Source organism: Bradyrhizobium sp. HKCCYLRH3059 (assembly GCF_051168035.1).
Classification (GTDB): domain Bacteria; phylum Pseudomonadota; class Alphaproteobacteria; order Rhizobiales; family Xanthobacteraceae; genus Bradyrhizobium.
In genome coordinates this window covers 1-24,217 of the sequence record NZ_JBNPUF010000003.1, presented here as the reverse complement: position 1 = coordinate 24,217, position 24,217 = coordinate 1, and the positions used below count along the sequence as shown (strand labels likewise).

General features: G+C 66.0%; 22 protein-coding genes. 9 read left to right on the top strand and 13 right to left on the bottom strand.

Going from position 1 to position 24,217, the window contains the following annotated elements:
- Positions 1–950 precede the first annotated feature (950 nt).
- The 3 genes from ACQR13_RS10835 to ACQR13_RS10825 all read left to right on the top strand — a co-directional run bounded on the left by ACQR13_RS10835 (position 951) and on the right by ACQR13_RS10825 (position 4,490).
- Positions 951–1,355 carry a hypothetical protein gene (locus ACQR13_RS10835; protein WP_315714033.1) on the top strand — a complete coding sequence of 135 codons (405 nt, stop codon included), beginning with the start codon at positions 951–953 and terminating at the stop codon, positions 1,353–1,355.
- Between the two features lie 429 nt (positions 1,356–1,784).
- Positions 1,785–3,476, top strand: a complete 1,692-nt coding sequence (locus ACQR13_RS10830; protein ID WP_316201354.1) for an alginate export family protein — start codon at positions 1,785–1,787, stop codon at positions 3,474–3,476.
- Between the two features lie 12 nt (positions 3,477–3,488).
- Positions 3,489–4,490 (top strand): SDR family NAD(P)-dependent oxidoreductase, encoded by a 1,002-nt coding sequence (locus ACQR13_RS10825; RefSeq protein WP_316201356.1) that lies wholly within the window; start codon positions 3,489–3,491, stop codon positions 4,488–4,490.
- 199 nt (positions 4,491–4,689) lie between these two features.
- Here ACQR13_RS10825 and ACQR13_RS10820 read toward each other — a convergent pair whose 3' ends face one another.
- The 6 genes from ACQR13_RS10820 to ACQR13_RS10795 all read right to left on the bottom strand — a co-directional run bounded on the left by ACQR13_RS10820 (position 4,690) and on the right by ACQR13_RS10795 (position 12,388).
- Positions 4,690–6,837, bottom strand: a complete 2,148-nt coding sequence (locus ACQR13_RS10820; protein WP_316201358.1) for a phospholipase D-like domain-containing protein — start codon at positions 6,835–6,837, stop codon at positions 4,690–4,692.
- A 563-nt stretch (positions 6,838–7,400) separates the two neighbouring features.
- Positions 7,401–8,879: a dihydropyrimidinase gene (hydA, locus tag ACQR13_RS10815; protein WP_316166479.1), complete on the bottom strand. Its 1,479-nt coding sequence runs from the start codon at positions 8,877–8,879 to the stop codon at positions 7,401–7,403.
- Positions 8,830–9,558, bottom strand: coding sequence for a maleate cis-trans isomerase family protein (locus ACQR13_RS10810; RefSeq protein ID WP_316193550.1), 729 nt, complete (start codon positions 9,556–9,558; stop codon positions 8,830–8,832). The genes hydA and ACQR13_RS10810 overlap by 50 nt, the downstream gene beginning before the upstream one ends.
- Before the next feature lie 238 nt (positions 9,559–9,796).
- A complete protein-coding gene (locus ACQR13_RS10805) occupies positions 9,797–10,573 on the bottom strand; it encodes an ABC transporter ATP-binding protein (protein WP_316193549.1) in 777 nt (258 codons plus the stop codon).
- Positions 10,574–10,575: 2 nt separating this feature from the next.
- Positions 10,576–11,385: an ABC transporter permease gene (locus tag ACQR13_RS10800; RefSeq protein WP_315767806.1), complete on the bottom strand. Its 810-nt coding sequence runs from the start codon at positions 11,383–11,385 to the stop codon at positions 10,576–10,578.
- Between the two features lies 1 nt (position 11,386).
- The gene (locus ACQR13_RS10795; RefSeq protein ID WP_316169628.1) at positions 11,387–12,388 is read right to left on the bottom strand and encodes an ABC transporter substrate-binding protein; all 1,002 of its coding nucleotides are present in this window, start codon (positions 12,386–12,388) and stop codon (positions 11,387–11,389) included.
- A gap of 204 nt (positions 12,389–12,592) precedes the next feature.
- Here ACQR13_RS10795 and ACQR13_RS10790 point away from each other — a divergent pair, with 204 nt between their 5' ends.
- From ACQR13_RS10790 to ACQR13_RS10765, 6 genes are all read left to right on the top strand, one after another.
- The gene (locus ACQR13_RS10790; protein WP_315752684.1) at positions 12,593–13,348 is read left to right on the top strand and encodes a GntR family transcriptional regulator; all 756 of its coding nucleotides are present in this window, start codon (positions 12,593–12,595) and stop codon (positions 13,346–13,348) included.
- Positions 13,349–13,417: 69 nt separating this feature from the next.
- Complete coding sequence (locus ACQR13_RS10785; RefSeq protein WP_315714024.1) at positions 13,418–13,822, top strand: DUF350 domain-containing protein; 405 nt, start codon at positions 13,418–13,420, stop codon at positions 13,820–13,822.
- Between the two features lie 2 nt (positions 13,823–13,824).
- Positions 13,825–14,220 (top strand): hypothetical protein, encoded by a 396-nt coding sequence (locus ACQR13_RS10780; RefSeq protein ID WP_315752683.1) that lies wholly within the window; start codon positions 13,825–13,827, stop codon positions 14,218–14,220.
- Positions 14,221–14,559: 339 nt separating this feature from the next.
- Entirely contained in the window at positions 14,560–15,723 is a 1,164-nt protein-coding gene (locus tag ACQR13_RS10775) for a glutathionylspermidine synthase family protein (RefSeq protein WP_315752682.1), read from the top strand.
- Between the two features lie 117 nt (positions 15,724–15,840).
- Positions 15,841–16,233, top strand: coding sequence for a hypothetical protein (locus ACQR13_RS10770; RefSeq protein ID WP_315714020.1), 393 nt, complete (start codon positions 15,841–15,843; stop codon positions 16,231–16,233).
- Between the two features lie 36 nt (positions 16,234–16,269).
- Positions 16,270–17,391 (top strand): DUF2252 family protein, encoded by a 1,122-nt coding sequence (locus ACQR13_RS10765; protein ID WP_315752681.1) that lies wholly within the window; start codon positions 16,270–16,272, stop codon positions 17,389–17,391.
- Positions 17,392–17,404: 13 nt separating this feature from the next.
- Here ACQR13_RS10765 and ACQR13_RS10760 read toward each other — a convergent pair whose 3' ends face one another.
- From ACQR13_RS10760 to ACQR13_RS10730, 7 genes are all read right to left on the bottom strand, one after another.
- Positions 17,405–18,892, bottom strand: coding sequence for an HWE histidine kinase domain-containing protein (locus tag ACQR13_RS10760; RefSeq protein ID WP_315752680.1), 1,488 nt, complete (start codon positions 18,890–18,892; stop codon positions 17,405–17,407).
- A gap of 11 nt (positions 18,893–18,903) precedes the next feature.
- Positions 18,904–19,200, bottom strand: a complete 297-nt coding sequence (locus tag ACQR13_RS10755) for a circadian clock KaiB family protein (protein ID WP_434862814.1) — start codon at positions 19,198–19,200, stop codon at positions 18,904–18,906.
- Entirely contained in the window at positions 19,197–20,951 is a 1,755-nt protein-coding gene (gene kaiC, locus ACQR13_RS10750) for a circadian clock protein KaiC (RefSeq protein ID WP_316193547.1), read from the bottom strand. Before kaiC ends, ACQR13_RS10755 begins: the two co-directional genes overlap by 4 nt.
- A 223-nt stretch (positions 20,952–21,174) precedes the next feature.
- Positions 21,175–22,044 (bottom strand): CheR family methyltransferase, encoded by an 870-nt coding sequence (locus ACQR13_RS10745; protein WP_315752677.1) that lies wholly within the window; start codon positions 22,042–22,044, stop codon positions 21,175–21,177.
- Entirely contained in the window at positions 22,041–23,231 is a 1,191-nt protein-coding gene (locus ACQR13_RS10740; RefSeq protein ID WP_316193546.1) for a protein-glutamate methylesterase/protein-glutamine glutaminase, read from the bottom strand. The genes ACQR13_RS10745 and ACQR13_RS10740 overlap by 4 nt, the downstream gene beginning before the upstream one ends.
- Positions 23,232–23,305: 74 nt before the next feature.
- A complete protein-coding gene (locus tag ACQR13_RS10735) occupies positions 23,306–23,671 on the bottom strand; it encodes a response regulator (protein WP_006613312.1) in 366 nt (121 codons plus the stop codon).
- Positions 23,672–23,739: 68 nt separating this feature from the next.
- On the bottom strand, positions 23,740–24,210 hold the full coding sequence (locus ACQR13_RS10730; RefSeq protein ID WP_315714012.1) for a chemotaxis protein CheW: 471 nt from the start codon (positions 24,208–24,210) through the stop codon (positions 23,740–23,742).
- Between the last annotated feature and the right edge of the window lie 7 nt (positions 24,211–24,217).

Here is a 24,217-nt window from a genome sequence, read left to right as displayed (position 1 = left end):
CCCACCCTGGCCCCTGGATTGCTTCGCTGCGCTCGCAATGACGCCCGGGGGCGACGTTCAACCCGAGAAGCACGCACGACATCTGCGGATGCGCCTTATGCGACCCTGCGGACAAACCCTCGCGATCTCGCGGCGCCCAGCGCCCGAGCTATGTGCCATTCTCACCGCCCTCTCCTAACCGAGGGCGCAGGGAAGGCCGGGCGCTGGCCGCGCCCGTGGCCCGCCTGCAGAAAAGAAAGCAGGCGGCAGTCACCACAGGTCTGGCCGAAACACCCGGCCCTCCCTGCGCGATGGCTTTACGATTTATACGCGATCTCCCTGGGGACCGGCTGTCTTGCCCCCATCACCCGCAGGCAGCTCATCAGCAACACCCACAGGCTCGACCTCAGCACCGGGAGGCCAGGACCACGCGACTTCACCGTGCGCCCGGGATCGTTCGTCGGCACGGCGAACCATGCTGCGATCCCAAGCGCCCATCGCATCCCACACCCGACGTCCGTGACGACCGCGAAGCGTCCCCTCGTTGGGGCGGGACGCGCGGAGTAAAGCACATTTTTCGTAAAAACAAAATAGAATTTCGATAAACAGAAATCATATTTCTTCCAGCCGTTCGAACGGCCACCGTCAAGGCTTGCGTTCCCGATCGAGACCCTGTCGAACGCTCCTGTTTCGGATCGACGATCTGCCATGTGCGGCTTCGCGCAAGTCACCTGCGATGCCCATGCGGCGCAGAGATCGGTCCCAACGTCAGAGGCATGTTGCGGAGCGACATCGGCTCCGCCGGGCACCGCACCAGAGCCGAAGAAATGATGCCAAAAGGTGTGCGGACCGTGACGTCGCACCCGCCCTTATTACCTTGAGTTGCATCAAAGACGGCCAGCAATTTCCGTGGCAGGCTAGCACTGACGGCGTATCCGTCATCAATGGTCCTTCAACGTGAGGAGTTCACTATGGCTAGAAGCATTGCTGTTGGTCTTGCTATTCTCGCCGTCTCTACATCTGCGGCCTTGGCCGGACATCGTACTCATCATGCAAAAGGTACTCATGCAAAAGCCAGTGCGGCTCAGCAGGTCGGGGCGAGCAAAAGTGATCGCGACCAATATGGAAATATGCAGGTCAATCCCGGAACTCCGGGCCTGAGCGGCAGCAACGCTGCCCTACATGCAAAAACGCATCGCGATTCCGGCTACGGGCCGAAGAGTGACTACAATGCAGACGGGACCATGCGGGTTGATAGCGGAACTCCGGGCGTAAGCGGCAGCAACGCTGCCCTACATCGTAGAACGCACCGCGATTCCGGTTACAATCCCAAGAGTGACTACAACGCGGACGGGACCCTGCGGGTGCATCAATAGTCGTTTCTTGCGACCACGTGATTGGCCCGGAGCGTTCCGCGCACCGGGCTTTCACGTCCACGAAAACTAGCGGTCCTTGCATTGACCGACAGCGATTACGGTGACGCTGCTCGACTGCACAAAACTATCATCTCGGCCGTTGTGTAACGGCGGGCTCATGAGTCTGGGCGGTCGCGCTGGCGATTACGGTGACGCTGCAGAAAACTATCGGAAAACTATCACGCGATCGTCCTCTAACGGCGAGCCTCGCCAAAGCACGCCCATGAGTCCGTCCGGTCGCTTTCGCTGCAGCGGCGCGGACCGGATGGGTGGCCTGCGGCACATTTCGCTCTGGTTGATCAAGATCAATCGCGCTACCTTGGCCTCGCCGATCATCGGATCACGCAATGAGCTGGTGGCAGAGCCATGCCGGACGGCAGACGTCTCCCAATGCGCGGAAGCCTCGGTCCGCACCTGGCGGCGTGGCTGTTCTCGCTGCTGCTCGTTTCTGCCGCCGGCGCCCAGGCACTGGGGCCCACGTTCGAGAACCGGCCGATCGAGTCGGTGCGTCTGGTGCTGTCGGGCGTGGTGCCCGGTGGGGCGCAGCGGGTCGCGTTCGAGGATCGCATTCGGCGGGCACTCAACATCTATCCGGGGTCGCAGCTTCACGACCTGATGGTCGATTTCGGGCTCGCCAAGGTGAAGCGCATCCCCGGCGTGGCCACGGCCTCGATCAACTACGTCGACGGCAACACCGGCGGCGTTGCGGTCGAGCTCAGCGTCGTCGTCGGCGACCGGCCGCAGGCGGATCCGGGCCGCGTCGATTTCCCCTATCTTCATCAGGGCGACGACAGCCTGCTGAAGCTCAAGCTGACGGCCGCGACGCTCGGCTACGCCAATCACGATGCCTGGTATGGCCGGCCGCAGGCCTTCGTCGGCGCCAATCCACTCGCCAAGGGACCGGCCGGCGCCGGCTGGTCGTCGTTCGGCGAAGCCGCGCTGGAGAGCGGGCTGCAGGGCATCGGACCGGTCGGCAACAACATCTATGCCTATGGCAGCCTCTCCTATCTGGCCAGCGGCTCGACCGGCACGGACCTGTTCGTCACCGGCCCGCGCCGCCATGGCGCGATCGAGGACGCCTATGCGGGCCTCGTCACGGGGATCACGGGCGACGACGGCTCGCGGCTGGTGATCAACCTGTCCGGCGGACGGCAGCCGTTCCAGATTGCCGACGGCATGCTGATCAGGATCACGGCAGCCAACGGTTTTGACCGCGCCGCGCTGCAGCTCAATCCGCGCTGGGCTGCCGACAGTTTGTTCCTCGCGCAGGCTCGCTACAACACCACGAAATTCGAGGCCTTCCGTCTCGCCCCCGACGAGCTGCCGGCGATCGATACCCACACCGTCATCGCCGGTGCGAACCTCGAGACGGGCCTGGGCACGCCGCATCAGCTCGGACTGACCTATCTGACCGTGCCGCGCTCCGACTATGGCTGGTACACGGCGACGGCGCAGGGCACGCGCCAGGGGCTGCAGGTCGCCGACGTGCGCTATTACTGGACGCCGGCCATCGGCGCGTCCGGTCCCTATGCGAAGACGGAGCTGGCGTTGCAATGGAACGACCGCAACGCGTTTCCGATGCGCGCCTGGGGCGGCTATGTCGAGGCGGGCTACACCTTCAACGAGGCGCTGTGGCGCCCCACTTTGAGCTATCGGCTGTCCGGATTCAGCGGCGACAATCCGGCGACGCGGACCTATGAGCGCTGGGATCCGCTGTTGTCGGGCGGCACCGGCGAGGAATGGGTGCAGGGGCTGAACCACTACAAGCTGTTTCAGGACACCAACCTGATCGCCCATCGCCTGCAGGCGATCCTGCGGCCGGCGCCGCAATGGGAGCTCGTGCCGCAGGCCTGGCTGTTCCAGGCGCAGCAGCTCAACAATATCGGCGGCACCACCTCGACGCTGGCCGGGCATCTGCTCGGCTACGAGGTCAATTTGACGGTGAAGTATTTCATGAGCCGCAACGTGATGTTCCAGTCGAGCGTCGCGCTGACGGCGCCGCTGTCCGGCGTCAGCCAGGCCGTTGCCGGCAACACCCGCCCGTGGTTCAGCGCGATGTCGCTGGCCCGGATCAGCTTCTGAGGGGAGATGTCGATGGATCGCCGCAGCATGTTGCAGAGCCTGGGTTCGGGGGCCGTGACGATTCCGCTGGCGCAACTGCTTCCGGGAGGCGCTGAGGCGGCTGAGCCCGTCGGCCCGGCCAACCTCGCGATCAGCCCGATCGATCCGGACTACTTCATCAAGGATCGCTTCAAGTCACGGACGATCGCCATCACCGGATTTGCCCGCGGCATGGGCCGCGCCGCCGCGCTGCGGGCGGCGCGCGAGGGCGCCAACATCGTCGGGATCGACTGGCTGCCGGACACGGCGCGCGAGACGGCGGCCATGATCCAGCGCGAGGGTGGCGCGATCGAATTTCTCGTCGGCGATGTCGCGAAGGGCGACACCTGCGACATGATGGTCAGGCGGGCGGTCGAGAAATTCGGCGGACTGGATTTTGCCATCAACAATGCCGGCGTCATGGACGGCGTATTTTCCGGCGAGGCGTTCGACTACGACAAGCAGAAGGACCTGCTGTTCGCGCCGATCCACGAAGCCTCCGATGCCTATTGGGACAATGTCCTCGCCACCAACGCCACCGGCGTGTTCCGCGCCATGCGGGCCGAGCTGCGGCAGATGGTCGCGCAGAAGCGCGGCGGGGCGATCGTCAACGTCGCCTCGATCGCCGGCCTGACCGGACTGGCCGGCAATCCGGCCTATGTCGCCAGCAAGCACGCCGTCAACGGATTGACCGCCAACGCCGCGGTCGACTACGCGCCCCACGGCATTCGCATCAACTCGGTCAACATGGCGGCGACGGACACGCCGATGATCGCGCGGGCCGCGCAGGCCGTCGCGGCCAAGATGCAGCGGTCGCCGGCCGACGGCGGCATGGGACGGATGAAGACAAACTCGATCCTCAGCTATGCCGATCCCAGGCATCGTCCGGCCACCGTGTGGGAGCAGGTCGCGGTGATGCTGTTCCTGCTGTCGCCCGAGGCGTCGAACCTGACCGGCGCGTTCTACGCGACGGATGGCGGATGGACGGCCTACTGAGCCCGCTTCAAGACGGCTAGAGCATGATCTTTTCGGAAAACCGGTTTCCATTTTTTTGGATCATGCTCTGAGGACTGGAACGCTCGTGTGCCCGCGATCCGCTTCGGGCAAGAGACGAGATCATGATGCGATCCCGCGGACTCGCATCACGATCCCATGGCCTCGTCTGCGCGGCGACGGTTCAGCGCGGGCGCAACGCTCAGCGCCCTTTCCTCTTGGCGCTCGTCTTGGCTCGCCTGGCGGTCTTGGTCGCGGTCTTCTTCGCCGGACGCTTGGCCGCCGTCTTGGTCGCCTTGGCCTTCGCCTTCTTCGCTGAGGCGGCACGCTGGCTTGCCGTTTTCGACGCCTTCTTCGCGACCTTCTTTGTCGTGCTTGTCTTGCGGCCGGCCGAGGTCTTGGCTGCAGCGGCGGTCTTCTTTTGGGCCTTCTTGGCCGGCTTGGTCGACGGCCTCGCGGGCTTCGTCGTCGCAGCCGGTGTCTTGGCCGGCTTGGTGGTGCCGGTTGGCTTGGCGGGCTTCTTCGGCGTCGGTGGCGTTTCGACCGCCCCGCCGCCACCCGCCGCCGACAGCCAGAACCGCAGCTCCGGCGACTTCTCATCCGCGCCCTTGATGTAACGGTCCTGCCAGGTGTCGTCGGATTGCAGCGGCTTGCCGAAGATCTCCGGGTGCTGCTGCAAGAGGAAGCGCCAGGCGTAGTGGTCGTAGAGGTCGAGGACGTGGCAGGCATAGGCCTCGGCGAGACCGCGGTGACCGCGGATGATCAGCATGTTCTCGTCGTTGTTGTGCGAGGCGCGGAAGCCGAGATTGTGCGAGCCGGTGACGACGACGCAGTCGTCGCTGAACGGATCGATCACCACGATCTTGCTGTGGATGATGGCGAAGCCGTATTTGCCGAGCTCCCTCTCCCACTTGCCGAACGCGTCCTGCACCGCGCCGGCCGGCACGGCGCGGAAATCGATGCTGCCCTTGGCGCCCGGCTTCTTCGGCTTGCCGGCCTCGCCGACCACCGTCACCTGGGGCGCGGTGTCGTCCGCTCCCTCCTCCGCCGGCACCTCCGAATGGCCGCCGGAATGCAGCGCGGCGGAGAAGTTCGTCGCGCGCACCGGGCTGGTCAGCGCGCCCCGCACGAACAGATCGGGCTTGTCCTTGAGCAACTGGCCGGCGACGTCGAGGATCGAGTTGTTGCCGGGATCGAAGGCCAGGAACAGCACGGCGTGCTTGGCCGATCGCATCAGCTCGAACACGCGGCCCATGTCACCGGGCGTATCGGGATTCTTGCCGAGCTTGCCCGGCGTGTTCGGCGAGAACATCGGCTCGATGGTGACGCCGTGGCCCAGGTCGACCGGCGCCTGGATCGCGTCGGCATTGTTGGCGCGGGCGAAGTCGCGCAAGGTCTTCGACTGCAGCGCCGACTTGTCGCCGGCGGCGGCGTCGACGTCGGCCTTCAGCGCGTTCCAATAGCCGAGATAGCGCTGCGCCAACACTGGGCTCTCCACCACCAGCGCGTTGTTGGTCTGGGTGCACAGGCCGGTCGAGGTCCAGTTGGTCGAGCCGGACAGCACCGCGCTCGGCTTGCCGTTCTCGGTGAGCACCATGAACTTGTTGTGCGGGATGCTGCCCTTACCGAGGATGCGGTCGATCACGGTGACGCCGGCGGACTTGAGGTCGGCGCGGTTCTCGGCGTCGGCGTCGTCGGTGTCCTTGCCCTGCTCGTTGCCGAGGATGACCGTGCGGCTCGCGGGGTTCTGGTGGAGCTGCTTCTCCAGGCCGTCGGGATCGTTGAGCTCGTAGAGGGCGGCATGGATGGCGCCGCCGCCGGCATCGGCGCGCGCCAGCAGCGAGGTCAGGCCGTCTTGAAGCTGGCCCATCAGGCGGATGCGAATGGGATCGGCAGGATCGAGGATGTGCGGGGCCAGCGCCGACACGCTCGGCTTGTCGTTCAGCGCATGGCTGAGCGCCTGGGTCGCGGTGATGCCGCGGTTGAAATAGACGTGGAACGGCGGCCGCTCCGGCGTCAGCGTGACCGGATTGCTCTCCAGCGGCGCGACGCCTTCGAGCGGCGTCAGCGCCTGGCCGGGCGTGCCGGCCATCGGCACGATGCGATATTTGTAGGTGCCGCCGCGCTTGGCGAACAGATCCTTCCACCAGAACTTCTGGATCGGCGCCTGCTCGGTGGTGAGCTTGTCCGCGGTCTGCCCGGCAAACCGTGCCAGCGCCGGCAGCACGGTGTCGGTGTGATCGGCGAGATCGATGCGATGAATGGCGAAGCCGAGACAGCCGTCGAGACGGCGATCGAAGGTCCAGGCGATGACGGCAATATCATTGTTCGAAAAGGCAAGCGCGGGCATGGCGGCACTCCTTGTCTGACAAGGATATGTCGTGCGGTTGTGACAAGGGTTCGACACATCCGGAACAAGAAGTGGCTAGTCGGAGGTCGCGAGGGAAGATGGTGCGGTGCGGGAGAGCAGTGGCTCGACCGGATCGCTGCTCACCCTCCTCCGGAGAGCCGGGGTGGGGGACAGACTACCCACACATGAGGTAAATGGGATGGATTGGCGAGGAAGCTTTCCGGATGGACGACGCGCGTAGCCTCACCCTCCCGGGCAGAGCGATCGCATATGGCCCCCTACGTATTGCTCTCGTCTGTTTCCACGTCGTCCGGCGCCCTGGGAGCAACGTGGATGCCCGGGACAAGCCCGGGCATGACGGAGTAACTAGCCGGCAGGCGTCGCTGCCGCGATTGTCGCATTCGTCATATGCGATCGCCCTGCCGTCCAGGGGAGGGTGGGCACCTGTGTCCAACTCGTCATTGCGATGAGCGCAGCGACGAAGCAATCCAGAGTCCCGTTCACGACTCTGGATTGCTTCGCTTCGCTCGCAACGACGCGTCGAGAGAGCGCGCTCAGGCCGCTCAGGCCAGGCCGCCCGGCTTGCCGCGGGTGACGTAGCGGCCACTGCCCTTGGCGCCGATCAACTCGCCGTCGCGCACGACGAATTTTCCGCGCAGCATGGTCGCCACCGGCCAGCCGGTGATCTCGATGCCTTCATAGGGCGTGTAGTCGGAGCCGTGGTGCAGGCCGGACTGGCTGATCTTCGCGGTCTTCGCCGGGTCCCACAGCGCGATGTCGGCGTCGTAGCCGATCGCGATGGAGCCCTTGCCCTTCAGGCCGTAGGTCTTGGCATGGTTGGTGGCGGTGAAGGCGACGAACTGGTTCAGGGTGATGCGGCCCTTGCTGACGCCTTCGGAGAACAGGATCGGCAGCCGGGTCTCCACGCCGGGGATGCCGTTCGGCACCCAGCGAAAGCTGGTGCGGCCCTTCGGCGTCAGCTTGCCGGCCTCGTCGTCGTAGCGGAACGGGCAGTGGTCCGACGAGAACAGCGAGAACACGCCCTGCTGCAATCCCTCCCAGCAGGCCTCCTGGCTGGCTTTGTCGCGCGGCGGCGGCGAGCAGACATATTTGGCGCCTTCCATGTTGAGGCCCTGCATGTCCTCCTCCGTCAGCACCAGATATTGCGGGCAGGTCTCGCCATGGATCTTCAGGCCCCGAGCCTGCGCGCGGCGGATCTCCTCCATCGCCTCGCGGTTGGAGACGTGGACGATCACGATCGGCACGTCGATCAGCTCGGCCAGCGAGATCGCGCGATGGGTGGCCTCGCGCTCGACCGGAATCGGGCGCGACTTTCCGTGATAGTACGGCGCGATGTGGCCGGCGCGCTCGAGGCGGTCGGTGAGGAAGCGGATGGCGTCGTAGTTCTCGGCATGGATCTGCACCAGCGCGCCTTGCTCGCGCGCGACCTGCAGCACGCCGAGGATCTCGTAGTCGTTCAGCGCGAGCCCCTCATAGGTCATGAAGATCTTCAGCGACGAATAGCCGTCGGCGACCAGCGCCGGCAGCTCCTGGCCGAGCACGGCGTCGGTGGGATCGGCGATGATGAGATGGAAGGAGTGATCGACGTAGCAGGCGTTGTCGGCGAGCGCGTGATAGTCCTTCAGCGCTGATCGCAAGGGCTGGCCCTTCTCCTGCAGGCAGTAGGGCATGACGAACGTGTTGCCGCCGAAGGCGGCGGCGCGCGTCGCGCTCTCGAAATCGTCGGCCATGACGATGCCGGGGCCGGAGGGCTGGCTGATATGGACATGGCTGTCGATGCCGCCCGGCAGCACCAGCAGGCCCGTGGCATCGACGATCTCGTCGGCATCGGTGATGGCCTCGCCGATCGCGACGATGCGGCCGCTCTTGATGGCGACATCGGCCTTGAACGTATCGCTCGCGGTGGCGACGGTGCCGTTGCGGATGACGGTGTCGAAGGCAGCCATGTGACGCGCTCTCCCTAGTCCAGATTCAAGCGAATTTCTGAAACAGCGATCCCCACCCGCTGACGCCGCTGACATCGACCCCTGCCAGTTTCAGCGATTTCCATACCACGGTGGCGATGGTGTCGAGAATGGGAATGCCGGTCTCCAGCTCGAGCCGCGCGACCAGCGGCGCGGCGCGCATGTTGGTGCAGACCACCGCGATCGCATCCGGCTTCTCGCGCGCGACCTCGCGGATCATGGTCTCGATCTCGGACGGCGTCACTTCCGCGAAGGAGAAATTGTCCTGCAGGTTGAGGTGCCGGTCGCCGCGGCAGGCGATGCCGAGCTTGTCGTAGTTGGCGATGATGCGCGCCTGGACGTCGTCGCGGTAGGGCGTGACGAGGCCGAGCGAGGTGGCCTTCGCCGCCGCCAGGATCTCGTTCAGCGCCAGCATCGAGGTGGTCGCAGGGATGCCGGTGGCTGCGGTGATATGCTCGCACAGTTTCACGTCGGCCTCGAAGCCGAGCCAGCCCGACGAGGTGCCGTTCCAGCCGATGACGTCGACCTTGGCATGCGCCAGCAGCTCGGCGGCGCGCAGGATGTTGGAAATGTCGAACTGCGCGAGCGCGTCGGACGAGAGCGCGATCTCGGTGACCTTGAAGCGCGAGAAATGCGCGGAGACGTTGGGCAGGCTCGCGACCATCGCCGAGGTGATCGGCTCCAGCGCGGTGTTGGACGACGGCGTGAGCATGCCGAGCAGCGTGCGTTTGGTCATGGGTGAACGACCTCGTTCGATCGCGGATGGCGAGCGGGAGAGCCTTCCCCGTTTGCGGGGGAGGCCGGATCGCATCGCAGATGCGATCCGGATGGGGGAACTCTATCCGCTCGGGCAGCGCGCCGTGCGGCGCCCCCACCCCAGCCCTCCCCCGCAGGCGGGAGAGGGAGCGCACTGCGCGCGTCGAGATGGCGCACGTCCAGCATACAGCGTTCGAGTGAGTGCGATCTTGGCAGCATCACACCCGTTCTCCCTGCTCCGCCCGCTCCCCGCGCAACAGCGCCAGGATGTGGCGCTTCAGCGCGTTGAACTGCGGGCTGGTGATATCACGCGGCCGCGGCAGATCGATCGGGATGATCTCGACGATGCGCCCCGGCCGTGCGCTCATCACCGCAACATGCGTGCCCAAGGTCAGCGCCTCGTCGATGCCATGGGTGACGAACACGATCGTGCCCTGGTGCTGCTGCCAGATGCGCACCAGCTCGGTCTGCATGTCCATGCGGGTCTGCTCGTCGAGCGCGCCGAACGGCTCGTCCATCAGGATCACTTGCGGATTCATCAGCAGCGCCCGGGCGATGCCGACGCGCTGGTTCATGCCGCCCGACAGCTCCGACGGATAGTGGTTCTCGAAGCCGGTCAGGCCGACCATGTCGATATAGACCTGCGCCCGCGCCCGGCGCTCGGCCTTCTGGCCGCCGCCGAGCAAGAGATGAAAGGCGACGTTCTCCCACACCGGCAGCCACGGCATCAGATTGGCATGCTGGAACACGACGCCGCGATCGGCGCCGGGCGCGATCACCGGCCGGCCGTCGACGGTGATGTTGCCGGCGCTCGGCTTCTCGAAGCCGGCAATCATGTTGAGCAATGTCGACTTGCCGCAGCCGGAGGGACCGAGCAGGCAGACGAGCTCGTTGCGGGCAATGGACAGATTGATGTCGGCGAGCGCGGTGACGTCGGCGTTGCGCTTCTTGTCGGTGAAGATCTTGGAGACGCCGGAGATCTCGATCGTGGCCATCGTCATTCTCCGCCACGAAGCGTGGTGTTGCGCTGCCAGTGCAGCACGCGCGCCATCACGAAGCGGATGGCGAGGTCGCTGCAGAAGCCGAGCAGGCCGATGCTCGCCATCGCCGCCAGCACCAGATCGTAGCGCAGGAAGTAGTAGCTGTCCCACAGCACGTAGCCGAGCCCGCTTTTCACCGCGACCATCTCCGCAGTGACCGTGAGCATCCAGGCCGAGCCGATGCCGATGCGCAGCCCTGCAAAGATGCTCGGCATCGCCGCGGGCACGACGATGTAGCGCAGCAGCTTGCGCTCGCTGCCGCCGACCATGGCGCCGGCGCGGATCAGATTGCGGTCGCAGGTCTTCACGCCGTGGATGGTGTTGAGCAGGATCGGAAAGAACGCGCCGAGGAACACCAGGAAGATCGCCGGCTTGTTGGCGATGCCGAACCAGATGATGGCGAGCGGGATCCACGACACCGGCGGGATCGGCCGCAGCATCTGAAGCGTCGGCTCGATCACGATCTCTATCTTGCGCGACCACCCGATGGCGACCCCGAGCGAGACGCCGAGCACGGTGGCAATCGCAAAGCCTGCGGCAACGCGCGACAGGCTCGCCAGCATGTCGGCGAGCCAATGGCCGCTGTAGGTCTGGGTGTTGCCGTCGGTGCCGACCAGCCAGTCCGCCCACGCCCACACGACCGTCGACGGCGCCGGCAGCAGCGCTGCCGGCAGCGCGCCGGAGCGCGAGAACGCCTCCCAGCCGGCGAGCACGAGCACCGGCACGACATAGCGGTCGAGCTTCCTGAGCTGGGCGAGCGCCGTCATCTCAGTAGCCGAGCTCGGTCTTCGGCTTGCCCGTGGCCGCTTCCAGGAAGCGGTAGTCGAGGTTCTTCTCGACGGCGGCCGTGACGTCCGAGTTGATGTATTTCAGGTCGCGCATCATCGCGGCGATGGCGAGCGCCGAGGCGCGGTACATCTTCGGGTCGGGATCGAGATTCTCGACCGCGCCGGTCGCGATCGCCTTGTCGAGGCCGGTGATCTTGGAGATGACCTCGATCAGCGCCGGCTTGTCGGCGGCGATGTGCGCATCGACCTTGACGACCGCGCGCACCACGCCCTCCAGCGCCTTCGGGTTCGACGCGATGACGTCGGAGCGGGTCAGGATCAGGTTGGTCAGCTTGCCGGCGGCCTGGTCATAGGGGAAACCGAAGAACTTCGCCGCCTTGGCCTGCATGATCTGGGTCGCGAACGGCTCGACGGTGCAGATCAGCTCGACCTCGCCACGGCGCAGCGCCTGCAGATGGTCGGACGGATTGGGGATGTTGACGAACTGCACGTCCTTGTTGATGTCGATGCCCTGCTTGGCGAAGGCGCCGCGCATGTGGATGTCCTGCGCATTGCCGCGCGAGGCGGCGACGCGGAACGGCTTGCCGTCGGCCTTGTATTTGGCGATGAGCGCCTTCAGCGCGCTCCAATCGCCCGGCGCGACCTCGAGATCGTTGCCGAGCAGGATCGCCGAGCCGCCATTGACCTGGCCGGAGATCGCGACCACGTCGAAGCCTTTGTCGAGCGCGATGGCGTAATGCAGATAGGTCACCTGCGCGACGTCGATGTTCTTCGAGACCAGCGCGGTCAGCGCGTCCGTGCCGGTGTTGAAGCTGACGGCATCGATCGCGACGCCTTCCGCGAATTGCGGCGTCAGCGACATCGGCGTGCAATGCGCGCATTTGGCGTAGCCGAGTTTGATCTTGGCGGCGTCGTCGGCGAAGCTGAGCGAGGGCAGCGCGAGCAGGGCGAGAATGAGCAGCACGAAACGTTTCACATCCATCTCCAGGGCAGGTCGATCCACGGGCTTGTCTCTCATGGCTTGTGCTCTCATCAGCAAGCGACATGCCAACTGGATGCGATATGCAATGTTGATTTTATACAATAAAATCAGTATTTAACAGCCATCCAATCTTGAAGGATCTGCCTGATCCGCGGGCGCATCGCCCGAATTTCAGGCATCTCGCAGCGGAGCAGCCGCGCCGACATGACCCCACCAGCACCCCGGCCCAGACTGAAGACGCGCTTCAAGCCGGCGCGGCTGAAGCTGTCGTCCGACCACTCCAAGCGGCCGCTCGAGCGGCTGTCGCTGCACGATCAGGTCGTCGCCAGGGTGCGCGAGATGATCGTGGACGGCGAGCTCGCCGCCGGCGCTGCCTTGCCCGAGCGCATGCTATGCGAGACTTTCGGCGTGTCGCGCACGCCGCTGCGCGAGGCCTTCAAGATCCTCGCCGCCGAGGGCCTCATCGAGCTGCGGCCGCATCGCACGCCCGTGGTGGCGCCGATCGACGCCCGCGAGATCGCCGAGATCTTCGACGTGATGGTGTCGCTCGATGCCGCCGCGGGCCGCGCCGCGGCCGCGCGTGCGACGGCGGACGACCTCGCCAGGCTCGAGGCCATGCATGCCGAGCTGGTGGCGCTGCATCGTGCCGCCGAGCGCGCCGCCTATTTCCGGCTCAACCAGCAGATCCATGCCGAGATCACCAAGCTCGCCGGCAACGCCGTGCTGCTCAACATGTGGGGCACGCTGCACGCGAGCGTCTTCCGCGCCCGCGCCGTGGCCAATTACGATGCGCGGCGCTGGGACGAGTCGATCCGGGAGCACGAGGCCTTCATGGCGTTGCTGCGGGCCCGAGACGGCGACGGCTTCGCGCAGGCGCTCTCCGAGCACACCCGCAAGACCGGGGATTCGGTGCTGCAGATGCTGGACCAGGCCAGGCGGGATCTGGCGAAGGGCGGATAGACTTTGTTCACGTCGAACCGGGCATGCTGGCATAGCGACAGATGAGAGCTCCACACGCTTGGCCTGATCATGATCCTGCAATCGCTCGCCGGCCTGCCGGCCTTTCTGGTGTACTTCTGTACCGCGCTGGCCGCGGTGACGGCCTACCTGTTCGTCTACACCCGCGTCACGCCCTACAATGAATTCCAGCTGATCCGGGACAATCACCCCTCGGCCGCGATCGCGCTCGGCCTCAGCCTGCTCGGCTTCACCCTGCCGCTGGTCAGCGCCATCGCCCATTCCGCCAACGTGCTGGACTGCCTGGTTTGGGCGCTGGTCGCGCTGATCGTCCAGGTGATCGTCTATTACCTCGTCCGCATTCCGGTGCCGGATCTCGCCCAACGCATCGTCGCCGGCGAGCTGGCTTCGGCGATCTGGCTCGGTCTCGCGTCGCTCTCCGCCGGCGCGCTGAACGCCGCCTCGATGATCATCTGACCATGGCCGAGAAACGCCGCGAATTCGGCAAGCGCCGGCCGATGCCGCCCCCGCCCGCGACGCCGCCGGTGAAGCGCTCCGGCCATGTCGCGCTGCTCTTGATGGGCACGCTCGCCGTCGGCAGCACTGCCTATGCGCTGATGCCGCGGCATCAGAGCTGCCCGCAGCCAGGCGCCGAGACGCCGACCATCGCCGGCCAGCCGCAGACGAGCGAATGCACGACGCGCCGCTCGAGCGGCGGTGGTGGCGGCGGCAGCGGCTCCGGCCGCTGGGGATTTTCCAGCGGCGACAGCGATTCCAGAAGCAGCGGATCGAGCCATGTCGCCGAGGCCTCCTCCGCACATGTCTCGCGCGGCGGCTTTGGCTCGTTCGGACACGGCTTCGGAGGCGGCGGCTGATTTTCGTCGCGCCGGCGCCGTGAAAACACCGCGTTCATGCTGTTATCTCGGATTCGGATCTTTGACACAGACTCAAAATCATAAAAAACTGGCCTACCTACTGATCGGAAGCGATCCGATGCAATGTCGGCACCTGATGGTGCCAGCGACGATGAGGGCTGCGGCGACCGCCGCCGCCTCGCAGCAATCTGCTGGCAGGCGATCGCGTGGTCGCCGGCGCGGGATGGCGCCGGGACCGCGCGGACGTGATCATGGCCGCATCATTGATGGCGGCCGCGGTCGTGCTGCGCCCTGTTGCCACGGGCACGGCTTGTTCGCTGCTGCCTTGGGCTGACGCCGATGCAGCGCATCCCCTGTCCCGAACGTGACGACTGGCGCGAGACCGCGGCACGATGCGGATTCGACTTCTACGAACTCGACGGCGAGCGCTATTGGGACGAGCGCGCCTACTACGCATTCACGATCGCCGAGATCGAGCTCGGCATCGAGGAGCCGACGGCCGAGCTCGAGCAGATGTGCCTCGCGCTGGTCGCGCGCGTCGTCGGTGACGAGGCGCTGCTGCGCCGGCTGAAGATCCCGCAAGCGGTCTGGCCGCTGCTGGCGGAGAGCTGGCGCCGGAGGGACGGCAGCCTCTATGGGCGGTTCGACCTCAGCTATCAGGGCGGCCGTACGCCGGCGAAGCTGCTCGAATACAACGCCGACACGCCGACGTCGATCTTCGAGGCCGCCGTCTTCCAATGGACGTGGCTCGAGCAAGCGATCGAGCGCCGCATCCTGCCGGGGCGCGCGGACCAGTACAACTCAATCCATGAGCGCCTGATCGAACGCTGGCGCGCCCTCGGCAAGCGGCGCCGCGTGCATCTGGCCGGGCTGACCGCCAACGCCGAGGACGCCACGACCCTGGCCTATCTGGCCGACACGGCAGCCCAAGCGGGCCTGTCGACAACCATCCTTGACGTCGCCGACATCGGCTGGCGCGAGACCGGCGGCGGCTTCGTCGATCTCGAGAACGGCGACATCGCGCTCGCCTTCAAGTTGTATCCCTGGGAATGGATGTTTCGCGATGCGTTCGGCGTCAAGCTCGCGGAGGCGCCGACGCAATGGATCGAGCCGCCGTGGAAGGCCATCCTGTCCAACAAGGGCATCCTGCCCCTGCTCTGGCAGATGCACGAAGGCCATCCGAACCTGCTGCCGGCCTATTTCGAGGACGATCCGAAGGCCGCCGGCCTCGGCCCGAGCTTCGTACGCAAGCCGATCTACTCGCGCGAGGGCGCCAATGTCAGCCTGGTGTCCGACGGCGTCGCCGTCTCTACGCAGGAGGGTCCCTACGGCGCCGAAGGCTTCATCCGCCAGGCGCCGGCGCCGCTGCCGGATTTCGGCGGTGTGTTCCCGGTGATCGGCAGCTGGCTCGTCGACCATCAGCCCTGCGGCCTGTCGATCCGCGAAGACACGAGCCCGATCACGGGCAACCGCTCGCGCTTTTTGCCGCACGCAATCCTGTAGGATATTAACGACCGCCGACGAAAACGCCTCGACACGCCGGTCGAGAGGATTAGATAGACCGAGGGTGAACTCCCTGCGCGATGGGCGCGCATGACCGGGACATGACCGGGACGAGGCATGGCGACGGACAAACCCGAACTCGAAGGCTTGCGTATCCTGGTCGCCGAGGACGAGGGCCTGATCGCGCTCGAGCTGGAAACGGTGTTGCAGGGATTCGGCTGCGAGGTGGTTGGTCCCGTCTCGCGCGTCGGCGACGTGCTGCGCGAGGCCGAGCGCGGCGGCCTGGACGGCGCGCTGCTCGACGTCAACCTGCGCGGCGAGCAGATCTTCGCCGTCCTGCCGCAGCTGATCGCGCGCGAGCTCAAGATCGTGATCACCTCCGGCTATGACGATGCGACGCTGTTTCCGCCGGAGTTCCGCAGCCTGGCCCGGCTCGCCAAGCCGTTCGACGAGCGCGCGCTGCGCGCGATGTGCGAGGCCACGTTCGTTCGGCGTCAACGCAACTCATAACGCCTCGCTCACGCCCGGCGCATCGGGAGGCATCGCGTGTCCATCATCGAAGATACCGCGGCCTACGAGGCCTGGCTTCGCAGCCAATGCAAAGTGGTCGAGGACGACCTTCTCGCCAAGCACCAGCGGATGCGAAAGTCTCCGTTCGCCCTGCTGCGCGCCACCTACTATCGCTGGGCGCGGCGCATCGAGGAGATCTGCCCGGAGCTGGCCGAGGCGCCGGTCGCGCTGTGCGTCGGCGACATCCATCTGGAGAATTTCGGCACGTGGCGTGATGCCGACGGGCGCTGGGTGTGGGGCGTCAACGATTTCGACGAGGCCGCGAGGATGCCCTACGCCTTCGATCTGGTCCGGCTCACGACCAGCATCGAGCTCGCGCCCGACATGGCAATCGACAGCCGCGACGCCGCAGACGCGATCCTCCAAGGCTATCGCGACGGTCTCAAACACCCGCGGCCGGCGCTGCTCGACGAACACGAGATCTGGATCAGGCCCTACGTCAAATGCTCGGATGATTGCCGCCGCGCGTTCTGGGAGGAGATCAACGGCCTCGCGGCCGCCGATGCGATTCCATCCGCGGTGCAGAAGCTGCTCACCGCCAGCCTTCCGGAGCAGGCGAAGAATGCCGCATTCTTCCATCGCTTCGCCGGCGGCGGCAGCCGCGGACGCACGCGCTACGTCGTCGTCGCGACATGGCGCGGCGGCCGCGTCGTCCGCGAGGCCAAGGCGCTGGTCCCTTCGGCCTGGACCTGGGCCAAGAACAGGACGAAGGGCAGGATGCAGCCAAAGCCGGCGCCGCCGCACCGATTCGTCGAGCTGTCGACCGGGACCTATCGCGCGCCCGATCCATTCCTGCACGTTCACAGAACCAATGACGGGGACTACGTGGTCCGACGCCTGTCCGCGGACTCGCGCAAGATCGATCTCGGCAAGGAAGCCGGCGCCGATCTCAAGCTGGAGCTTCTGCGCGGCATGGGCACCGACCTCGCCTCCATCCATGCCGCCGACCGCCGCGCCGGCGCCGGGATCGCGGCGGACCTGAAGCAGCGCGGTTCAGGCTGGCTGCGCCGAGCAGCGCGCGCCGCGCGTGAGGCGACGGAAAGGGACCACGACGTCTGGCGCCGCAAGGCGGCACGCTCCGTTCCGATCGCGCGCTGAGGCGGGCATCCGATCAGTCCGGCTGCACGGCCGATGCCGGCAGATGCTCGGGGGTCGTCTCCGCGGTCAGCGCAAAGGTCAGCGAGCAGCGAATGCCCGCGGGCTCGAAGTCGAGCAGGGCTTCGCCCTCGAGATCGAAGCGGACGACGCGGTCGATCAGCGTGGTGCCGAAGCCGCGCCCACCGCCGCCTTCGATCAGCGGTCCGCCGCGCTCGAGCCAGACCAGCTCCAGCCGGCGGCCATCGTCGCGCAGGCGCCAGGAGATCGTGACCTGGCCGTGGGAGGCGGACAACGCGCCATATTTGGAGGCGTTGGTCGCAAGCTCGTGCAGCACCATCGAAAGCGGCAGCACCAGCCGTGCCTCCAGGAGCACCGGAGGGCCGTCGATGGCGATCCGCCCTTCGCCGATGCCATAGGGCGCCAGCACGGTGGTGAGCAGTTCGTTCAGTCCGATGCCGATCCAACGGGTCTGCGTCAGGATGTCATGCGCGATCGAGACCGCCTGGATGCGCCCGGAGAACGCCTTGTTGAAGGCCGGCAGCGACGGTGAGGTCCGCAAGGTCTGCCCCGCCACCGACTGCACGATCGCCAGGATGTTCTTCACGCGGTGATTGAGCTCGGCGACCAGCACGGTCTGCTGCTCTTCCGCGCGCTTGCGTTCGGTGATGTCGGTCAGGGTGACGATCGAGCCGACCGTCTCCTTGAGATCGTTCACCAGGGGCCCGCCGGACAGCAGGAACGACCGCCCCGACGCCCGCGCGTTGCGCAAGGCGACCTCGACGCCATGGAAGGGCTTGGTCGCCAGCGCCTGATCAAGGCTCTCGCGCGAGAAGCGCGTCAACGTGCCTCGCTGGCTGGCGCTCTGCCCATCGAGCGGGAACGCCTCAGAAAACAACTGGCCGACCGGCGGTCGTTCCGCGAGCTGCTCCGCGACCCAGCTCGCATGGGTGATCCGGCCGTCGAGCGCCAGCACCACGACCGCATCGGTCGCCTGCTCCAGGATCGAGCGCGCAAAGCGCTCGGCATTGGCGACCTCCTCGGCGCGCCGCTGAATCGACATGTCGGTCAGCGTCACGAGCGTGGCCACCACGCCGCCCATCGCCATCTGGCGCATCCACACCGACACTGGCAGTTGGCCGCCGTCAGCGCGGCACAGTTGAGCGTCGGTTGCCGCATCGTCGGCGCGCTGCTCGGGCACCGCTCCCGCAAACAGCGAGGCAAAGCTGCGTCCCACCAATTGCTGTACGCCGAGGCCGGTCAGCGCGCACAGCCTGGAATTGACATAGACGATGCAGCCGTCGGCATCGAGCGTCAGAGCGCCGTCGCTCATGCGCTCGACCAGAACATGATAGGGCGCGTCCGCGCCCTGCAGCATGATGACCTGGGGTCCGGTCGGGCCCTGCACCACCACGGCATCGACGTTGCCGCGATGAATGGCCTCGACCGTCTCCTCCGCCTCGTTACGCGGCCGTCCCGCCTGCATCGCGTCTGTTGATGCCACGCGTCCTCCGTTCAGCTCGGTGCGATGTCCAGACCAACCAGCACCTTCTCCACATTGGAGAGATCGCCGATGATTCGCTTGAGGGGCTCGGGCAGTTGACGGATCAAGGTCGGGATTGCGACGATCTGATCTCGTTGTGCGAGGGCCGGATCCTTCATCAGGTCGATCACCTCGATCGTGTAGCGGCCCGGCAGATGCGTCTCGCACAGCTTCTTGAGGTTGGCGAGCGCCGCCAGCGATTTCGGCGTCTGACCGGCGACATAGAGCCGGAGATTGTAGCCATCCTGTTCCATCGGAGCCGCCGTCATTTTCTGGATGTCAGCGGGTTGGCTGGGGAGCTCGGACGAGGCCTGGACGAGCGGCTCTCGATCTGCGCGAGGCGAGCGGCTGCGCGCTGATCCTCGCGGGCAGCGCCTTCCAGATTGATGAGCTCCATCTCGCTCTCCTCGTTGGCCAGCTGAGCCTTGAGCGTTTCGATCTGAGCCGCGAGGTCGCGGCGGCGACGTTCGATCTCGCGCGTGCGTCGTTCCGTATCCTGCATGCGCAGCAGGCGCTCGACGCGATCTCTCGCCTCCTGCGCCACCCTGGCCGATCCCGTGAGCACGCCCTCCGGGCCGACATAGACCTCGCGCAGCGAGATGCCGTCGGCACTCATCAGGAATTCGCGGACCTGGTTGGAATGCGCCATGCCGCGCGACTTCAGCAGATAGAGCTGGCGGTTGTGCTCGCCGTTGCTCTCGCGATTGTAGAGCAGCAGCCAGGTGTCGGTGAGCGACGAGATCTGCATCTCCGTGGTCGCCGTCTCCGCGCTGCCGGCGCCGAGATTGGTGAACAGCGCCGTGACGCCGCGCGCCTTCAGGAAATCGATGAGGCGCAACGTCATCGAATGCACGTCGCCGGCAATGCCGGCGCCCATGAGCGCCGAGATGGGATCGACCACGACGGCGGCGGGATCGAACTCCTTGACCTCGCGATGCATGGCGGCGAGATGCGTTTCCAGTCCGTACAGATTGGGGCGCCGGGCCGAGAACCGCAGCAGGCCGCGATCAACCCATTGCTGCAGGTCGAGACCGACCGACTTCATGTTGCGGATGATCTGCTGCGGGGATTCCTCCAGCGCGAAATAGATGCAGCGTTGCCCGCTCTTGCAGATCGAATTGGCGAAGTGTGCCGACACCGTCGACTTGCCCGAGCCGGCCATGCCCGAGATCAGGATGCTCGACCCTTTGTAGTAGCCCTGGCCTTCGAGCATGTCGTCGAGATCGGCAATGCCGGTGGAGACCCGCTCCGTCCACGCATCATGCGCGAGCCCCGACGAGGTGATCGGCATCACCGTGATGCCTTCCTGGTCGATGATGAAGGGGTATTCGTTGGTGCCATGCGCCGTGCCGCGATACTTCACGACGCGCAGCCGGCGGGTCGAGAGCTGATCGTGCACGCGGTTGTCGAGCAGGATGACGCAGTCGGCGACGTATTCCTCGAGGCCGTAGCGCGTCAGCGTACCATCACCGCGCTCGCCGGTGATGATGGCGGTGACGCCCTTGCTCTTCAGCCATTCGAACAGCCGGCGCAACTCGGAGCGCAGCACCGCCTGATTGTCGAGGCCGCCGAACAGGGTCTCGATCGTATCGATCACGACGCGCTTGGCGCCGATCGAATCGATCGCGAAGCCGATGCGGATGAACAGGCCGTCGAGATCGTAGTCGCCGGCCTCCTCGATCTCGTTGCGATCGAGATGGATGTGATCGACCACGATCTTCTTCTGCTCGATCAGCCTATCGATGTCGTAGCTGAGCGAGCCGACGTTCTTGATCAGGTCCTCGGGCTGCTCCTCGAACGCGATGAACACGCCCGGCTCGTCGTAGGCGACCGCGCCATTGTAGAGAAACGTCATCGCAAACAACGTCTTGCCGCAACCGGCCGCGCCGCACAGCAGCGTCGGCCGCCCTTGCGGCAGGCCACCGTAGGTGACCTCGTCGAGGCCGTCGATCCCGGTCGGCGATTTGGCGATGACAGGGAGATCCCGCGTCACGATTCGAGGACGCACACTCGTTTTCATCCAATCCCCCGCCACCAATTCAACACGCGTGAGTCCACACCAAGGCGTGATTAGACGCGTCAGGAACCGAAAAGTTCCATGGGTCGGCGAGATTTGCTTCGGAAGGAGGCCTGCGGGCGCAGAAAGGACCGGCCGCCCGCGCGGGACGGACGCAAGCGGGACGGAACGGCCGACCGCCCGACCGGTCGAAGCGCCCCCCGGTCACAGACGGCTCCGGCCGGCGTCAGCGCGCCGCGACCACCTTGAGGCCGGGCAGCAGCGCCGCGCCGCCGCGCGGGCTGCGCACCGGATTGATCTGGTACAGACCCCGCCGCTCCTGGTTGGGCCGGAACGCGTCGGTGATGCCGACGACCGATTCGGCGGCTCCCAGCAACAGCGTGCCGTCCGGCTCCATCACCTTGGCCATTCGCTCGAAGATCGAGGCCTTGGTCTCCTGATCGAAATAGATCAGCACGTTGCGGCAGAAGATGATGTCGAACTTGCCGAGATGCGAGAAGTCCTGCAGCAGATTGAGCTGGCGATGCTGGACCATGCCGCGGATGTCGGCGCTGAGCTGCCAGAGCTCGCCGAGCTGCGTGAAATATTTCACCAGCAGCTGGATCGGCAATCCACGCTGCACCTCGAACTGGCTGTAGAGGCCGGCCTTCGATTTCTCCAGCACCTCCTGCGACAGGTCGGTGGCAACGATCTCGATGCGCCAGCCCGCCAGAGCGGGACCGAATTCGCGCAGGCACATCGCGATCGAATACGGCTCCTGTCCGGTCGAGCAGGCGGCCGACCAGATGCGCAGGGAACGACGATTGGCGCGCGACTGGATCAGCGCCGGCAGGATGCCCTCACGGAGATGATCGAACGGAATCTTGTCGCGGAAGAAAAACGTCTCGTTGGTGGTCATCGCCTCGACCACCTGCGTCGTGAGCTGCTCCGCGCCGCTCTTGATCTTCTGCACCAGCTCCGTGATGCCCGGCAGGTTGGAGCGGCGGGCCAGCGGCAGCAACCGGCTTTCGACCAGGTACTGCTTATCGGCCGACAGATCGAGGCCGGAGCGATCCTTCAGGACCTTACGCAAGAACTCATAGTCCAGGGGTGTCACGAACGGTCTCCAGCAAACAGACGAACCAGCTTCGGTCCAATCTGATTCAAGGGAAGGACGGCCGCGCAGATGCCGGCATTGGCTGCTGCGCCCGGCATGCCCCAGACCACGCTGGTCGCCTCGTCCTGCGCGATCACGCTGCCGCCGGCGGCGACGATGTCCTTGCCGCCGCGCATGCCGTCGGATCCCATGCCGGTCAGGATCACGGCCAGGGTCGAGCCCTGCCAGACCTCGATCGCCGACATGAACAAGGGATCGACGGCGGGCTTGCAGAAATTGACCGGAGGACCGTTGTCCAGCGCGATCACCACATCGGCGCCATGGCGCGCCACACGCATGTGGCGGCCGCCGGGGGCAAGGTAGATCTGACCCGGCTTCACCACTTCACCGTCGACGGCCTCATGGGCCGGCCTGCGGCTCGAGCGCGCCAGATGCTCGGCGAGGATGGTGGTGAAGGTCGGCGGCATATGCTGGGTGATCAGCACCGGAAAGCGGTCGATCACGGGACCGAGCTCGGTCACCAGCGACATCAGCGCCTGCGGGCCGCCGGTCGACGATCCGATCAGCAGCACCTTCGGCATCTGCGTGCTGAAGGAGCGGCGCGCCAGCTGGGCCGGCGCGGCGGGCGCCACGGGAGCGACCATCGGCCGCGCCGTTGGCGCAGGCCGGAGCCCCTGGACTTGCGGGACGATCGGCGAGGCGGCCGGCGCATGCGGGGCGGGAGCGGCGCGGCGCGCCTTGGCGCCGAGATTGCGGATCTTCTGAATCAAATCGTAGTGGAAATTGTCGGCCGCCGAGGCCTCGCGCGTGCTCTCGGGTTTCGGAATGTAGTCGGCCGCGCCGAGCGACAGCGCCTTGAAGCTGATCTCCGCGTTGCGGCGGGTCAGCGTCGACGCCATGATGACGGCGAGGTTCTTCTTCTTGGCAAGCAGCTTCGGCAGGGCGGCGATGCCGTCGAGCTCGGGCATCTCGATGTCGAGCACGGCGACGTCGGGATTGACGCGATCGATCTGGTTCACGGCTTCGAGGCCCGTGCGCAGCGACGCCGCCACGACCATGTCGGGCTCAGACGCGATCCAGCGCGAGATCATGCCGCGAATGACCACGGAATCGTCCACGACCATCACGCGGAGAGGTTCCTGCCTGGTCGAACTTGGGATCGAAGAACTGGCCAACGCGACGCTCATAGTTCACCAACAGGACAGAGGCACGGGGTGACGGCAAGCCCGGACGACCACGGGACCGACGCTCGCGACGGAGATCAGATCAGCCCGACTTCCTGAAACTTCGCCGTCACGATGTCCTTGTCGAAGGGCTTCATGATGTACTCGTTGGCGCCGGCGTGCAGCGCGCGCGCGATGTGCGCGACATCGTTCTCGGTCGTGCAGAACACCACCTTCGGCGCGTCGCCGCCGGGCATGCGCCGGAGATTGCCGAGGAACTCGTAGCCGTCCATGACGGGCATGTTCCAGTCGAGCAGCACCGCATCCGGGAGGCCCCGCTTGCAGATCTCCAGCGCCTGCTCGCCGTCCTCCGCTTCCACGATCTGGAAATCCAGACCTTCCAGAATCCGTCGCGCCACCTTTCGAATGACGCTGGAATCGTCAACTACCAGACACGTTCTCATATCAGCCTCACGAGATCAGGATCCAATGCAACGACGCATGATGCGCCGCTGCCCGCACGTTGCAGTGTTCAGGCCGCCATCTTGTCGGCGGCGAGCTCGAGCACGCGATCGACGTCGAGAATGACCATCAGCTGGCCGTCGAGGCGGTGCACGCCGCCGGCAAGCTTCGCCATGCGCGGGTCGAGATTGACGGGGTTCTCCTCCCGGCCCTCCTCGGGCAGCCGCAGCACCTCGCCGATCTGGTCGATCAGGAGACCGTAGGACTCGCCGCGCAGATCGACGCCGACCGCCATCGGCGGCTTGCCGTCCTCGGCGCGGGCAAGGCCGAGCCGCGCCCGCATGTCGACGACGGTCACGATGCGGCCGCGCAGGTTCAGGACCCCGGCGATCTCCGCCGATGACAGCGGCACCCGCGTCACCCGCTCCGGCATGAACACGTCCTGTACCCGGGAGATCGGCAGGCCGAACAGCTGGCCGCCGATCATCGCAGTGACGTATTCGACGGCGGCGCCCTCGGTGGTTTCGATCTTGCTGCTCATCGCACGC